11 protein-coding genes are annotated in these 15,643 nt (G+C 59.8%); 5 read left to right on the top strand and 6 right to left on the bottom strand.

Annotated elements, in window-relative coordinates:
* Positions 1-6: 6 nt before the first annotated feature.
* The 3 genes from LPW11_RS22340 to LPW11_RS22330 all read right to left on the bottom strand — a co-directional run bounded on the left by LPW11_RS22340 (position 7) and on the right by LPW11_RS22330 (position 4,311).
* Positions 7-1,488 carry an O-antigen translocase gene (locus LPW11_RS22340; RefSeq protein WP_230996075.1) on the bottom strand — a complete coding sequence of 494 codons (1,482 nt, stop codon included), beginning with the start codon at positions 1,486-1,488 and terminating at the stop codon, positions 7-9.
* Between the two features lie 441 nt (positions 1,489-1,929).
* The gene (locus LPW11_RS22335) at positions 1,930-3,000 is read right to left on the bottom strand and encodes a glycosyltransferase (protein ID WP_230996074.1); all 1,071 of its coding nucleotides are present in this window, start codon (positions 2,998-3,000) and stop codon (positions 1,930-1,932) included.
* A gap of 672 nt (positions 3,001-3,672) precedes the next feature.
* Entirely contained in the window at positions 3,673-4,311 is a 639-nt protein-coding gene (locus tag LPW11_RS22330; RefSeq protein ID WP_230996073.1) for a LysE family translocator, read from the bottom strand.
* 172 nt (positions 4,312-4,483) lie between these two features.
* Between LPW11_RS22330 and LPW11_RS22325 the strand changes: the two genes are divergently transcribed.
* Positions 4,484-5,410, top strand: coding sequence for a cation diffusion facilitator family transporter (locus tag LPW11_RS22325; protein ID WP_230996072.1), 927 nt, complete (start codon positions 4,484-4,486; stop codon positions 5,408-5,410).
* A gap of 127 nt (positions 5,411-5,537) precedes the next feature.
* Here the strand turns inward: LPW11_RS22325 and LPW11_RS22320 are convergent, their stop codons facing one another.
* A complete protein-coding gene (locus LPW11_RS22320; RefSeq protein ID WP_230996071.1) occupies positions 5,538-5,954 on the bottom strand; it encodes a four-helix bundle copper-binding protein in 417 nt (138 codons plus the stop codon).
* Between the two features lie 357 nt (positions 5,955-6,311).
* Here LPW11_RS22320 and hcp point away from each other — a divergent pair, with 357 nt between their 5' ends.
* Complete coding sequence (gene hcp, locus LPW11_RS22315; RefSeq protein WP_230996070.1) at positions 6,312-7,967, top strand: hydroxylamine reductase; 1,656 nt, start codon at positions 6,312-6,314, stop codon at positions 7,965-7,967.
* A gap of 596 nt (positions 7,968-8,563) precedes the next feature.
* Here hcp and LPW11_RS22310 read toward each other — a convergent pair.
* On the bottom strand, positions 8,564-10,234 hold the full coding sequence (locus tag LPW11_RS22310; RefSeq protein ID WP_230996069.1) for a diguanylate cyclase: 1,671 nt from the start codon (positions 10,232-10,234) through the stop codon (positions 8,564-8,566).
* Positions 10,235-10,483: 249 nt separating this feature from the next.
* Here LPW11_RS22310 and LPW11_RS22305 point away from each other — a divergent pair, with 249 nt between their 5' ends.
* The 3 genes from LPW11_RS22305 to LPW11_RS22300 all read left to right on the top strand — a co-directional run bounded on the left by LPW11_RS22305 (position 10,484) and on the right by LPW11_RS22300 (position 14,705).
* The gene (locus LPW11_RS22305) at positions 10,484-14,140 is read left to right on the top strand and encodes a DUF748 domain-containing protein (protein ID WP_230996068.1); all 3,657 of its coding nucleotides are present in this window, start codon (positions 10,484-10,486) and stop codon (positions 14,138-14,140) included.
* A gap of 72 nt (positions 14,141-14,212) precedes the next feature.
* Entirely contained in the window at positions 14,213-14,452 is a 240-nt protein-coding gene (locus LPW11_RS22385; RefSeq protein WP_269145370.1) for a DUF4160 domain-containing protein, read from the top strand.
* On the top strand, positions 14,433-14,705 hold the full coding sequence (locus LPW11_RS22300; RefSeq protein ID WP_230996067.1) for a DUF2442 domain-containing protein: 273 nt from the start codon (positions 14,433-14,435) through the stop codon (positions 14,703-14,705). The genes LPW11_RS22385 and LPW11_RS22300 overlap by 20 nt, the downstream gene beginning before the upstream one ends.
* A 94-nt stretch (positions 14,706-14,799) precedes the next feature.
* Here the strand turns inward: LPW11_RS22300 and LPW11_RS22295 are convergent, their stop codons facing one another.
* On the bottom strand, positions 14,800-15,621 hold the full coding sequence (locus tag LPW11_RS22295) for a nitroreductase family protein (protein ID WP_230996066.1): 822 nt from the start codon (positions 15,619-15,621) through the stop codon (positions 14,800-14,802).
* Positions 15,622-15,643: the final 22 nt, after the last annotated feature.

Here is a 15,643-nt window from a genome sequence, read left to right as displayed (position 1 = left end):
TCTTTTTCATGGCGAGAAGCACGACTTGATCTTCAGCAGGAGTCCGGGGGCCATTTCCTCGCCTGCTCTGCTCAGGAGAACCTTGAGTGAGTAGCCGCTGACAACGAGGGTGACTACTGAATTTGCTATCAGTGAGGCGGTTTTGGGGAGGAAGGCTGTGAGGAGAAAGACGCCGGCGAGGGCGATGCACGACATGATCAGCAGGCGCACACTCTCCCTGGTGAAGCCGAATGCGTAGTAGCCACGCACGATGAAGAAGATGAGGACGAGATAGGTGAGGTTCATGCCGAAATACGCTCCGCCGAGACCGGGTAGCCCGAAGAAGGTGATTCCCACCCAGGTGAGCACGAGGTAGCTGCTGTTGGCGAAAAGCTCGCTCAAGAAGAAGAGTTTGCCGTTCCCCTTGGCGCGCAGGATGAACCCCATCGGCCAGGTCACCAGCTGGAGCATCACGCCCAGTATCTGCCACCTCAGTATGTCGACGGCGGAGAGGAACTTTGCGGAATAGAAGGTGGCGATGACCCACGGCGCGAAGGTCATGATCGCCACGATCCCGGGGACGGCGAGAAGGAGCCCGACCTCGATCTGCTTGTTGACCAGTGACGCGCACTCCACATTGTTTCCCGATGCCGCTGCAAGGCGGGGATAGAAGTCGGTGAGCATGGCGTTGAGGATGATCCCCACATAAACCAGCGACAGCGTCGTCGAGGCCTGATAGACACCGGCGGCAGTGAGCCCCAGTTCCCTTACTATGAAGACGCGCAGGATGTACTGGGTCGCCGCCGTCATGAGGGCACCGGACATAAGTGCTACCCCCAGCTTCAGGAGGGGGTGCGCATCCCTGAGGGACTCGAGCCACGAGGCGCGGACGGACGCCGTCCTGATTTTTCGCGCGTACCACGAGGAGGTCAGGATACTCATGGCGGAGACACTGATGAGGAAATAGGGGATGCCGCGCTCCCCGAAGGCGTACACGATGGGGATGCTGATGACCGTGCCGAGCAGGGAGCCGAGGACCCCGAGTTTCGCCAGGTCCCCTATGCGGCGCATTCCCTGGATAAGCGCCGCCTGTCCGCTGGCCAGTGCACCAAAGAGAATGGTGAGGGAGACGAGGGCGAGATCTCTGGTGTGGCCATCGTGCCCGAAGGTGAGTTTGCTTACGATGCCGCTGAAGGCAACGAGGGCGACAAATCCGAGTGCTCCGCAGATGAGGGTGGCCCGGCGGATGGTAAGGACGGTGCGGCCAACCAGCTCATCGTCGCCGGAGCCGACGGCGTTGGCGATCTGCCTGACGCCGCTCTCCCAGATGCCGAGCCCGCAGACGGCGCTGAAAAGCCCGGTGACGGTGGTGTAGATCCCGGCGAGGCCGATGCCGGAGGGGCCGAGGATGAGGGCGAGGATCTTGGTGCGTACAATCCCAAGCAACGTATTACATACTGACGAGCTCCCCATGATCAGGGTGGTCTGCAGTATCCGCTTGTATGACATAGCACTCCTTGCTGCCGAAGGTGAATGGCGGGAGCCGGTGCAGAACCAGCTGCTCTCTTATGATGTTACCGAAAATAAGAGTGACGTCATTAATTGACAATGCTGTATCATCCGCTCCATTTGGCCCATCGTCCTTTGCGATAGGCTGCTTTAAAAACGTTTCAGGCTCTTCCAAAAATGTTTCGGAGGCTCCAAAAATGTTTCCTACGGCTCCAAAAATGTTTCCTACGGCTCCAAAAATGTTTCCTACGGCTCCAAAAATGTTTCCTACGGCTCCAAAAATGTTTCCTACGGCTCCAAAAATGTTTCCTACGGCTCCAAAAATGTTTCCTACGGCTCCAAAAATGTTTCCGCAGTTCCAGAAATGTCCGAGGCCGCTCCAGAAATGTCCGAGGCCGCTCCAGAAATGTCTGCGGCTCGCCCAAAAATGTTTTGAGGCCGCTACTGCTGCAGCGGAACTGTGCCGCGCGCAGGACCGCCGTCCGGGAGCATCTCCACCTCGCTGGAGGTGAATTTCTTGTACCTGTGGTAGCTGTACTGCTTGTACAGGTCCGGAAAGAGTATTCTCAACAGCACCCGCGCGGTCAGGGCAGGGTCGAACTTCACAGCATTCTGCTGGCGAAGTATCTCCACCTTCTCCTTCAGGCTACCCTTCCTCAGTGTCATCTCCACCTCGCGTGAATCGATCTCCCTCAAAATCCTTTCCCGCAGTGCAACCATTCTTTGTCGATCGAGGAGGTGTCCCCCGGTTTCCAGATCCGCGAGGTACGATTTCAAGTTCACCACCCTTTCGTGGAACTCCCCGTAAATCAGGTCATTCAGCTCTCCGCCATCGGAGACGACTGTGCGCTTCCACTTGGAAAGGTTACTGCCGTGCAGGCGGTAAAGCACCAACGGTTCCCGTATGTACCGTATGGTGCCGAGCAGGAGAGATCGGAATGGCAGCACCTCATCCTCCCGCTTTACGTCGGCGCGGAGTGGCCCGAACTTGTCGAAGATGTCCCGGTGCCACGCATGAGTGCAGCCATACAGCCATGTGCCTTCCTCGATGACCGTCTCGAGATCTGCCTCATACGATTCGTACTCCTGTGCAGTGCCGATCGTCTCACCATTGTCGTCGATGAGAATGCAGCTGGAATGGATGGAGAAGGCCGTCCCCCCTGACGCCACGAACTCCTCGTACGTTCGCTGCACCCTGTGCGGCAGCGAGATGTCGTCGGCGGCGGCTATGACCATTATCTCGCCGCTGCAGATCTCCATGATCCTGTTGATGTGATTGCTGACTCCGACATTCCTCTCGTTCCTGTTCAGCACGATCGTATGGGGGCCGCGGTACTCGGCCGCCGCCTGCTCCATGATTTGCAACGTGTCGTCGGTGGAACAGTCATCGGAAAGAATGATTTCCAGAGGCTCGTAGCTTTGAGAGAAAGCGGCCGCAAGCGCTTCCCTTAAAAATTTCGAATCGTTGTAGGCCATGAGGCCAAAGGTGATAAGTGGCTTCTGAGTATTCATAGGCTCCCCGGTCGCACCCGAAGGTAAAGCTGCGGTTAGCGCGGGGTGAAATGCATCTCGGTAACAGCTGTTACATTCGGGCAGGGCGGTGAGGGATGGGCAGACGCGGTCGCGTTCCGGAAGAAAGGGAGCGGTCGAGGGAGAAAGGGGGGAATGCGCTGAAACTGAGCGATCGAGTCGCCGTCAGTCCCTTTAAGTGTTCCTTTTACAATAACTTTACCGCAGGGGGGGCGGACTTCACCTCAACGTACACGCTCGACATACTCGTTCCCAAGTTCCTCCTTGGGGACGGGTTTGGGTGCAAAGCTCCAGCTTTGCATCCGCGGCAGCGGATGATCGCGGAATTGGCGAGGCTGAGCCTCGCGGGCAAGTGCGTTCCCAAGCTGAGCTTGGGAACGAGGGTGAAGTTCACCGCAGTGGGATGAACTTCACCCTCAACATACATGCTCGTTCCCAAGGTCCTCCTTGGGGACGGGCTTGGGTGCAAAGCTCCAGCTTTGCATCCGCGGCAGCGGGTATCGATGTGTTGCAGAGGGAAGGAGGCTGAGCCTCCCGGGCAAGTGTGTTCCCGAGCCGGAGCTTGGGAACAAGGAGGTGACGGAATGGGAGGTCTTCCGTGCTCATTCCAGCCTGGGAACGAGGGGGATGATTTTAAATCGCTTTCGCTTGCCGTTACCGACGCTGCTCCAGGAGGGCCAGGCGAATCCCGAGCGATACCAGGACCGAGCCGAGCGCCCGGTCAAGCCAGAGGGATGTCCTGGGGTGCTGCCTGAAAAATCCTGTCGTGCGGGATGCTGCGACGACGAAGAACGATTCGATGGGGATCGCGACTGCTATGACAATGACGCCGAGGATGATGAGCTGCAGCGAGGTGTTTCCCCTGTGAGGCCTCACGAACTGGGGGAGAAACGCCATGAAGAAGATGGCGACTTTCGGGTTTAGCAGATCGACGAGGATCCCCTGCCGGAGTGCCTGCGCCGGGGTCAGTTTCGATGTCTCCACCGCAGGGAGCGAGAACGAGGCACCGCGTGAGAAGAGGGACTGGATGCCGAGATAGGCAAGGTAGGCGGCACCGAGGTACTTCACGACGGTAAATGCAGCGGTCGAGGCTACGAGGAGCGCTGAAAGGCCGAAAGCGACCGCGAGTACATGAATGAAAGCCCCGATCCATAGTCCCGCGGCGGATGCCAGGCCGACCTTTGTCCCTTGCGCAATGCTGCGGGATATAACGTAAAGGAGGTCAGGTCCAGGCGAGAGGCACAACGCAAGCGCGGTGCCCAGAAATACCGTCCAATATGCCAGCTCCGACATGCCCCCTCCTTGTGTCCCACTGCAAATGCTCAGGCGCCCCAAGCTACAGCACTATTTGCCAGTAGTCAACACCGTGGGCTCAATGGGCCGCGTTGCAGACCCCCTTGCCGGGGATAAAGTTACATCAACCGCTACCACTCCACCGCGACGAACCACACGAGAAGGACCCACCATGAAGGGTGGCGCCAGAAAGGTAATCTATGCCGCCATGGCGGCCAATCTTCTCATCTCCGCCACCAAGTTCGGCGCGGCATGGTGGACCGGGAGCTCGGCAATCCTGTCTGAAGGGATCCACTCCCTCGTTGATACCGGTGACCAGGTACTCCTCCTTTACGGCTTGCACCGCGCCGCACTTCCACCTGACGAGCAGTTTCCTTTCGGCCACGGCAAGGAGATCTACTTCTGGAGCTTCGTCGTCGCCATCCTCATCTTCTCCCTCGGCGCGGGGATCTCGCTCTACGAGGGAATAATCCATCTCCTCGCGCCGAACCCCATTGCAAACCCGATGGTGAACTACATCATAATAGCCGCTGCCCTCGTTTTTGAAGGCATTTCCTGGATCGTGTCGGTACGGGAGTTCGGCAAGGAGAAGAGCGACCGTCAGAGCTTCATCGAGGCGATCCGCCGGGGGAAGGACCCGACGCTCTTCCTTGTGGTGATGGAGGATTCCGCCGCCATGCTCGGCCTGCTCGTGGCCCTCGTCGGCATCTTCCTTACCCAGCTCACCGGAAGCCCCGTTTTCGATGGCCTGGCCTCCGTCCTCATCGGCGTTATCCTCGGCGTTACCGCCGCTCTTCTGGCGAGGGAGACGAAGGGGCTTCTCGTCGGTGAAGCCGCCGACAGCGAGGTGGTGGGCGCCATCAGAGAAATCGTGGGGCAGGGGAGGTGTGTTGAGCACGTGAACGAAGTGCTGACTCTCCACATGGGGCCGGAGTATATCGTCACCACCGTCAGCCTTGATTTTGCGGATCATGTCTCCGCGGGGGAGATAGAAGACGCAATCCTGGAAATGGAGGAGGCGATCAAGGCGCGGGTGCCCCAGGTGAAGAAGGTTTACATCGAGGCTGAGGCATGGCGGCGGCCAAAGCGACTTTCTTGAACCCGTCTATTCGAGTTGGATCGGTGCGAAGTGACGTGGCGGAATTTTACCGCCTCAAGGTGTGGGGGGGGAGCAAAACGCGGGGGCGAAGCGGCAGCTCCGGGTGCTGCCGCCGGTGATTGATCTTCTATTTCCGACCGGTAATTCCCGGCATCGATGAGATGAGATCCCGGCACCTCTGTTCGCAGTTGCGGCACGATTCCGCGCAGACTCTGCAGTGCCTGTGCATCTCCGCATGGCTCTGGCATTCGTCGGCGCAGAGGCGGCAGGCCGTCGCGCAAGATTCGAGTTGCATGAGCATCAGCTGGGCGTTCGGCTCGGTCTGCCGAGACAGCACCCTCGCGGTGGTGCTGCAGATGTCGGCGCAGTCGAGGTCGAACCGGATGCATTTGGTGAGCATCTGCACCTTCTCCTCGCTGAGGCAGGCGTCGGCGCAGATGGTGCAGGTGTCGGCGCATTCAGTACACGCGGCGAGGCACGCGGTGAGCTGGTCCAGGTCAAAAAACGGCTTCCGTGGATGAGTTCGCAGCATCTCCTGATTCATTCTTTTCTCCTGTTGATGATTCGTTATGAGGTAAACCCTTGGAACACCGAGATAAAGTCTATCCCTCTCGATGGAGGAATCAACCCGAGGAGAGGACGCCCTGAAACCGGCTGGTGCACGTCCCGCAAAGGACAGCTTTGCAATAGAGGGCGCTCAGCATAAAAGAGGACCAGGAACCGGTGCCTCCGGCAGTTGCGGGGTCGCCGGTTTTTTATATTCGGGTGACCCGATTCCGGCAGCTTCTGTTTGTATTGCGATTTCTTCTCCCTCAACACGGTTGGCGGGCTTGAAATGTTCACTCTTTCTGACAAACTCTCCTCGTTGAAAGAAAAAATCACCCGAGGAAAGGAGTATTCAATGGAAAGCCCGATGTTTTGCAGACAATGTGAGCAGGCGGCCCGCGGGGTCGGTTGCGACGTAATGGGGAACTGCGGGAAGGATCCGCAGGTTGCCGCTCTCCTCGATCTCATGATCTACGGTCTCAAAGGTGTCGCGCTCTACGCCAGTAAGGCGCGGGAGCTCGGCGAGAAGGACCAGGAGATCGATCGCTTCATGCTGGACGGATTCTTTACCCGTGTCACCAACGTCAACTTCGACCCGGACGATATCGCCCGCCGGCTGCAGAAATGCTACCAGATGAAGGAGAAGGCAAAGTCGCTGTACGAAAACGCCTACCAGAAGCAGAAAGGCTCGGCAGCGCCCCAGCTTCCGGAAGGGCCTGCGACCTGGCACCCTGCCGGCGATACCAAGGCTCTCACCGATCAGGGGCGCCAGTACAACATCTTCACCTGGCACCAGAACCCCGACATCCTCTCCACCATCGAGATCCTGATCTACGGTCTCATGGGGATGGCCGCCTTTGCCTGGCACGCAACGGAAATGGGGAAAGAGGACGAGGCGATCTACGAGTTCATCCATCGCTCTCTCGCCAAGACATGCGATCCGCAGGCGACGCTCGAGGACTTCGTCAACCTGTCGCTCGAGTGCGGCAAGCTCAACCTGCGCACTATGGAACTTCTTTACGAGGGACACGCTGAGAACTTCCAGGCTCCGGAACCGATGAAGGTAAATCTCGGGACGAAGGCGGGGAAGGGGATCGTGGTTTCCGGTCACGACCTGCCCATGCTCGAGGAAATACTTAAGCAGACCGAAGGGAAAGGGATCAACGTCTATACCCACGGCGAGATGCTCCCGGCGAACGGCTATCCGGGGCTCAGAAAATATGCCCACTTTGCCGGGCACTTCGGCACCGCGTGGCAAAACCAGACGAAGGAGCTCCCGGACTTCCAGGGAGCGATCATCTTCAACACGAACTGTATCCAGCGCCCTGCTGGTGAGTACACCGACAGGCTCTTCACCTGGGGCGAGGTGGCCTGGCCCGGCGTGCCGCACATCGAGGGGCACGATTTCAAGCCGGTCATCGACAAGGCGCTTTCCCTCCCCGATCTTCCGGAGAATCCGGGTAAGGAGATCCTCGTAGGCTTCGGCCACGAGGCGGTCTTCAAGGTCGCCGGGGCGGTCGTCGATGCCGTCAAGAACGGGGCGGTGCGCCACTTCTTCCTGATCGGCGGATGCGACGGCGCCAAACCGGGGCGCAACTACTTCACCGACCTCGCACAGAAGGTCCCGTCAGACTGCGTCATTCTCACCCTGGCCTGCGGGAAGAACCGTTTCAACCGGCTCGACTTCGGCGACATCGGCGGGATCCCGCGGCTTCTCGACGTCGGCCAGTGCAACGACGCCTATTCGGCGGTACGCATCGCGGTAGCGCTTGCTGATGCCTTCCAGTGCGGGGTGAACGATCTGCCGCTATCGATGATCCTTTCCTGGTACGAGCAGAAGGCGCACGTCATCCTCCTCACCCTGCTGCACCTGGGAATCAAGGGAATCCGGCTTGGTCCTTCACTGCCGGCCTATGTTTCCCCGGCTGTGCTCGACTTCCTGGTGAAGAACTACGACCTCGGCCCGATCAGCACCCCGGAGGAAGATATCAAGCACGCAGTAGGAGCATGATGCACTGTTGGCCGCGAAGCTGCCGGTGGTCCAGCAGATGGCGACTTCACCCACCCCCTGTCCCCCTCCCGTCGAGGGAGGGGGGACTCGAGGGCGGCGGTTACTTCGAAATACAAAAGGGATCAGCGAGTGTGGCTGATCCCTTTTCTATAGTTCGTCCGGGCGTTCCGTGGCCCGGATCCATATCTCTACGAACCGCCGCACGCGAACCTGCGTTCCCCCCTTTGCGAAGGCTCATCGGAGAATTCCGGGGAAGCCGTAGTATGTTCCAACGAACGGCCGCACGAGGCCTCGCGTCCCCCCTTTTGCGAAGGTTCATCCGGGAATTCCGGGAATTCAGCCCGGTCGCTTCCGCTGACGTGAGGGGACACTAGTGGCGCCGCGCTGGAGCACAGGCTTCCCAGCCTGTACCGCGGCGCCAGCCGCGCGGTCTGTGGCGGCTGCGCCGCCATCGCAGGCAAGATGCCTACGCTCCAGCGTGGGGGCACCCGGATTCTTTGTAGCGCGTTCCCCGGAATTCCCGGATGACCCTTCGCAAAGGGGGGAACGTTAGGCCTTCTGAAGTGCTCCGGAAGCTCCGGAAGACCTAACCTCCTCTACCCCACTTCCACCCGGTCCCGCCCCAGCGATTTCGCCCGGTACAGCGCCGTATCGGCGGCCCCCAGCAGATGCTCGAAGGCGTCTCCGTTCTCAGGAAAAGAGGCCACCCCCGCCGAAATCGTCACCTTCCCGAGCTGCTGCTTCCCGAAGGCGAGCTGAAGCCCCTTTATCCCCTCCCGGATCGTGTTCGCCTTCTCCAGTGCCAAACTCCGGGACGTCTCCGGCATGATGAGGATGAACTCCTCGCCGCCGAAGCGGCAGGCGATGTCGCTCTCCCTGGTGAGGGTGTTCAGGATGTGGCCGAATTCCTTCAGCACATAGTCCCCCGCCTCATGTCCGAAGGTGTCGTTGAAATTCTTGAAGTGGTCCACGTCCATCATGACCAGGCAAAGGGGCAACTTCTTTCTCGTCGCGCGCGCGAGCTCCTTCTGGATCGACTCCTCCATGAAGCGCCTGTTGAGAAGAGCGGTGAGGGGATCCCTGATGGAAAGCTCCTTCAGCTGTTCCCGAAGGAGGAGGTTTCGCAGCGCAAGTGCTACCTGTTCGGCGAAGGTCACCGCCATCTGGTGCTTCTCCTCCAGGGCGGCGACCGAGACGGGGGAGGTGAGGCCGATGTGGAGGACTCCCATGGTTTCGTGCTGCGCGGCGAGGGGGATGCAGATGGAGGCCGATATTGCGTCGCAATGGGGGCACCGGACGTCGGCATCGGCTGTGGCGATGTGGGGCTGCCCGAGACGCAGCCCCCAGCACTGCTCGGGGCCGAACTGATCGGTATGCGCTCCTCCCCACCCCGCGGCTTCCACTACCAGATTCTTCGACGGGTTGAGGAGATAGATGCCGCCGGAGTCGCCGGAGAAGATCCTTGCTCCGTAGCGGGAGAGGATGTCGTGTGCCTCTGCCAGCGTGCCGCTGCTCTGCAGAAACTGCGTCATCTCGCTCAGATTCCTGATGTCCCTGTTGGAAGACTCAAGAGCACCCGCGAGCCTTGCATGGGTCACAGCTTCGCGACGTGCAACCAAATAGGTCAGCGACAGCATGAGCATGGCGGCCAGGATCCCCCCCCACACCACCACCAGGAGATACAGGACGCTCGTTTGCTCTGCCGCGCGCCGCTCCTTCAGGAGGTTCTCCTCGTGGTCCTTCATCTTGTTGATGTCCAAGGCGATCATGGACATCACCACCGACCCCTCCTCGGTAATCTGCGCCTGCACGGCAGCGTTGTACCCCTCCTTTTCCATCACATCGATGGAGGTTTGCAGGATGTGCATCTTCCGGTCGATCATGTACCCGAGCTTGACGAGGCGCTGCTGTTGCACGGTGTTGTCGCGGGTAAGTTCCCTGAGGGTGGCGACGACGGGGGGGATCTTTTCGGCGCTGAACTGGTAGTGCAGTTTGTACTGCTTGTTCCTGGTGAGGACGTAGGCGCGCCGGGCGCTTTGCGCCTCGAGCAGGAAACCGTGGAGGTCGTCGAGTCTTTCCAGAACGGTATAGGTATGGGCAGTCCAGCGATTCGAGTCCGCGAGCCTCGTCTTGATCTGGTAGGACACGAAAAGCATGATCGTAAGCAGCAAAAGTGCAGAGATGAAGAGCACATCAACGCGCTTTACCCTGACGCGCCCCAGTTGCGGGAGCTGTGCCTGCAAGTTGAGTCGCTGGAATGAATTCATGGTTTCCGTCCCCGGCGAGGCAAACTCGACAGTTCCTGCTACCTCGTTTCCTTCATTACAGTATAAGGATTGCGAAATGTAATTGCCATCGTCCCCCTTGCATCCGGCAGACCCTCATGAACCGGTTTTCGTGTTGCCCCCTCATCACACTGTTGCAGGTTGTGCCATATCATTTTATAGTCTCTTTGGTCGGTTCTCTGTCATTGAACAAAGGGTGAGAGGCAATCTGAGTATCGTCGCGAGGGGATAATGCAGCGAAAGGGAAAAATTTTCATAGGAGCAGGGCTCTTCGTAGTCGTCCTGCTTCTTTTCATAGTGACTCTTCTGCCGCAGATAGTGAAGAGCAGGGCTGTGGAGGCGGTCGGGGAGGCGACCGGCAGGGTCACCAGGATCGATGCCGTTTCGATCAATCCCTTTACCCTCACCGTGACCATCGATGGCGTGTCGCTCGATGAGAAGGGGAGGGCTCCTCTTCTTGCCATCCGGAGACTCCGGGTGTCCTTGAGTTCAGCCTCCATCTTTCGGCGCGCGCTTGTTCTCGACGAGATCACTGTCGAAGAGCCGCAAGTCAGCTTCGTCCGTACCGCCCCGAACCGCTACAGCTTTTCCGACATAATCGACCGCCGCCTGAAGGCACAACCGGACGGGAAGAAGCCGATCCTCTTCTCCCTCAACAACATAGTCATCCGCAACGGCTCCGTCGATTTCAGCGACAAGGCAGTCGGCCCCGAAAAGGTCCATACCGTTCGGAAGCTGGATATGGGGATTCCGTTCATAAGCAACATCCCGTACTACGCGGAGAGCTACGTCGCCCCCCAGGTCACCGCGGTGGTGAACGGTACCGCCTTCAGCCTTCGCGGCAGGACGAAGCCGCTCAGCAAGTCGATGCAGACCTCGCTGCACCTCGGGTTGCAGCGTATGAGTCTCCCCGAGTACCTCGGCTACTCGCCGGTGCGCCCCCCAATCGACGTGAAGAGCGGCTTTGTGACTCTCGACGCGGACCTGGACTACCACGTCTCCTCCGACCGAAGGCCCGAAGTTGCTCTAAGCGGCATCCTTACAGTGGAAGAGGCGAGCGTCTCCCTCAGGAACGGGAAGCCTCTGGTGAAGCTCCCTCTTTTGCAGGTGAAGGCGGCGAAACTGGACTTCGCGAGGAAGAAATACGCCTTTTCCTCCATCCTCCTGGACGGCCTGGAAATCTTCGCCAGCAGGAACAAGCACGGGGAGTGGATGTATGATCGTCTTCTTAAACCCGCGGTCGCGCAGGAGAATGCGGAGTCGGACGAGGAGGATGAAGGGGAAGACGCCCCGAAGCAAACGACGCTGCCGGTCGATGTCTCCTCCTTCCTCTTCAAAAACGGCACCGTGCATTTCAGCGACCTCGTCCCCGCGGGCGGCTTCACCGCCAAGGTGGCCGGCATAGAGGCCGCCATCACCGGCTTCTCCACCACCGGCTCCAGACCCGCCGACTACAAGCTCTCCTTCACCGTCAACGGCGGCAAGGCCGCATCGAGCGGCAGCTTTTCCCTCCCCTCTGCCGCCTTCTCCGGCAATGTTGCAGTGAAGGACCTGCCGTTGGAGGAGAGCTGGCCGTACCTTTCGCGGTATCTTGCTGCTCCCTTCGAGGGGCGCGCAGACCTTTCCGCGGCGATCGTGTATTCTCCCGAGGAAGGACTTTCTGCAGAGGCGATGGCACTTGGCCTGCGAGGGCTCTCCACCCGCCTCGGCAAGGGAAACAGGTTGTCTCTCGCCAGTTTGGACGCCGCTGGTGCCTCGTACCGGCAAAAGACCAATCACCTGGAGATAGAAAATATCACCCTGTCGAGAGGGATCATGTCGGTCTCCCGCGAAGAGGACGGATCGGTCCCGGCACTGTCGCTGGTGCGGGAAGCTCCCGCCCACGGCGCGGCTGCGGCGCCGGCACCGCCGGCCGCGCGGGGAAGCAGGGAGGCTCCGCCCTTTTCGTACAGGATCGGGAAGATCCAGTGCAGCGGCATCGGACTAGCCTTCACTGACAGAACGCGGGAGGGGGATCCGGTCTTCACCCTGAACGACACCCGCGTGAGTCTTACCAACCTCACCGGATCGCACCTGAACCCTGCCGGGATCCGCCTCTCCACGACCTTTGGAAAGGACGCGCCGATTTCGGCCGGCGGCTTCATAATCCCCGCGCCCTTCAGCTATACCGGAACCGTGAAGGTGGGCCGACTCCCGCTGAGTGACTTCGAGTCATACCTTCCGGAGAACCTCAACGTCATCCTCGTCGGTGGGGCCCTCGATGCAAACCTCAAAGTTGCACTGTCGGTAAAGGATGGGAAGCCGGCCGGGGTATTTCAGGGTAATGCCGGCGTGCGGAGTTTCCACAGCATCGATGCGATAGCAGAGCAGGATCTTTTGAGGTGGGAAAGCCTGCAGCTTGACGGGATCAAGGGGGAGATAGCGCCGTTTTTACTGGACATCCGCCAGATCGCGCTCAATAACCTGTACTCCCGCATCATCGTTCGGCCGGACGGGACGCTGAACCTCCAGAATCTCGTTGCCAAAGAAACAGCGGCATCGGACGGCGCCACAGGGGGTGACAAAGTACCTCCTGCCGCGCCGGCTGCGGGGACTGCAGCGCCGATGCCGCCCGCACCGGTTTCTTCGGCTGCGCTGCAGCCGGGGGGGAGTCCTGCTGCAGCGGCTCCCCCGGCCTTGAAGAAAAAGGTTTCCATCGGGGCTGTCACCATACAGGAAGGTACGGTCGCCTTCTCCGACGAGCATCTCCCTCAGCCGTTCAGCACGACCTTCTACCATCTCGGCGGTCGCGTATCGGGGCTGTCGTCGGAGGAGTCGAAGTTTGCCGACGTGGATCTGAGGGGGAACCTGGAGAACCGCTCCCCTCTGCAGATAACCGGGCGCATCAACCCCCTGCGCGACGATCTCCTGGTCGATCTGAAGATCACCTTCCGCGACATCGAGCTCCCGGGCGTCTCGCCGTACTCCGGGACGTACCTCGGCTACCGGGTCGACCAGGGAAAGCTCTATCTCGACCTCAAGTACCTGATAGAGAAGAAGCAGTTGAACTCGGAGAACAAGGTTTTCATCGACCGCTTCACCTTCGGGGAAAAGGTGGAGAGCGAGAAGGCGACGAAGCTGCCGGTGCACCTGGCCGTTGCGCTTTTGAAGGACAAGAACGGCGAGATCCATCTCGACCTCCCGGTGACCGGGCGGACGGACGATCCCCAGTTCAGCGTGTGGGGGGTGGTGTGGCAGGTGGTGAAAAACGTCTTCACAAAGGCTGTGACATCGCCGCTGGCACTCCTTTCCGCCACCTTCGGAGGGGGGACCGACCTCAGCAACGTAAGCTTCGCTCCCGGTGCCAGCACCGTTTCTCAGGGGGAGAGTGAGAAGCTTCACAAGCTCGCCCGGGCGCTGGCCGAGCGCCCGGGGATACGGCTGGAGGTATGCGGGATCGTCGACCGGGAGAAGGATCCGGAAGGGTACCGCATCGAGCTGCTCAAGAAGAAGATGAAAGGGGAGAAGTTCCTGCAGATGGCAAAGGAGAAGCGCCTGCCCGCGGGGCAGACGGTGGAATCGCTGGAGATCCTTCCCGAGGAACATGCAAAGCTTCTGAAGGCGGTCTATGAAAAGGAGAAGTTCCCGAAGCCGAGGACCGTGATAGGAACGCTTAAGGAGTTGCCCGATGCGGAGATGACGAAACTGATCCTCGCCAACACCACGGTCGGAGAAGAGCAACTCCGCGCCCTGGCGCACGAGCGGTGCGCGGCGGTAACGGCGTTTCTCGTTGGGGAGGGGCGGCTGCCGCCGGAGAGGGTCTTTGAGAAGTCCGGGGATATCTACGGCGGTACGAAAAAGGAAGGCGCCGGCGGCGCGAGAGTGGAATTCGGGGTGGTGGCGAAGTAGCCTGCGGCGTCGTATCTTACCATTGCACGCCGCACGCTTTGTCCTGCATAATTCACGAGGAAGGGTTGAGGTATGTCACCAGCCGTTCTAAGATCGGGGCCGTACAGATTCTATTTCGTCAGTCATGATATGCATGAACCCCCGCATGTCCATGTCGATCGGGAGCATTTTTCCGCGAAGTTCTGGCTGGACCCAGTCGAACTGGGGTACACTCTCGGGTTTCAGGCAAGGGAACTCAGAAAGCTGGAAAAGTTGGTGTTGCAACATCGAGAAGAACTTTTGGAGGCGTGGTATGAGTACTTCGGAGCCTAGGGCTGGCGAGAGAATCCTGAACGTGACCTTTACACCAGATACCATAGTTGTTGATCTTTACGACGGGCGGACGATTTCGGCCCCTCTGGTGTGGTTTCCGCGGCTGCTGAATGCCACCTCCGAGCAGCGTGAGCACTGGAAAATTTCGGGCGCCGGCTACTGCATCCACTGGCCCGACCTGGATGAAGACCTGAGCTCGCAGGGCCTTCTCAGAGGAGCTCCGGCCCCCCGCGGCAAGGCCAAGGCGGCTTGAGCCCCACGGCGAAATGCATGGAGTGGGCAGGCCCTTAGGCCTGCCCGGTTCTATAGTCCGACGAGCCCGACTGGTCCGACTGGTCCGCCAACGCCTACTCCACCGTATGGATCATCGCTGGGCGGTGCTGCACCCCCCTCGCGTAACTTACCGCAGGTTTCCCGAAGATCATTACATAACCGACGAGGTGATCGTCGGGGATGCCGAGCTTCTTGCGCGTCTCCGGAAGGAGGTCGTCTATGGCATACTTCGCCAGCCCCGCCCACACGGTGCCTACGCCGTTGGCCTGTGCGTACAACTCGAAGTAGGTGAGCGCAATCAGGCAGTCCGCCAGCGGCGTCGGGACGCTTTTCGGTGTCGAGGCGACCACTATGTGCGGAGCGTTCCGAAAGATGATATCTTCCCCCTTCTCCTCCCACGCCGAGACAATCCCCCTGAAGCGCTCGTAACCCTCCGGAAGTGCGTCCTCCCGGACCAACCGACCGAGCCCCTCCATTATCTCGCCACGAAGCTTCGCCAGCTTCGCGCGGTCGTCCACGACGGTGAAGCGAACCTGCCGGGCATTCACGCCCGTCGGCGCATGCCAGGCAACCTCGAGAAGATTCTGGATCAGTCCCCGGTCGACATTCCCCTCCTCGTAGCGCCGCACGGAGCGCCGCACCTTCATGAGGGAGGCGAGCTGCAGCGGGGTGGGGAGCCCCGCCTTCGGCTGGCTCTTCGCAGGTGAGAGGTCGAAGATGGAGACCGCCCCCGTGGGACAGACTGCCATACAGTGCTGGCACTTGTAGCACGCTTCTTCCAACTCGGGGGGGATGGACGGTGCGTCGTCCTCCATCTTGATGATCCCGGCGATACAGTCGGCGGCGCACTCGCCGCATCTGGTGCATTTCTTCTTGTCTACTTTGAACGAGAGCATGCGGTTCCTCCGTATGATGAAC

This window comes from Geomonas sp. RF6 (assembly GCF_021044625.1).
Lineage (GTDB): Bacteria > Desulfobacterota > Desulfuromonadia > Geobacterales > Geobacteraceae > RF6.
This window is presented reverse-complemented; position numbering and strand designations above follow the sequence as displayed.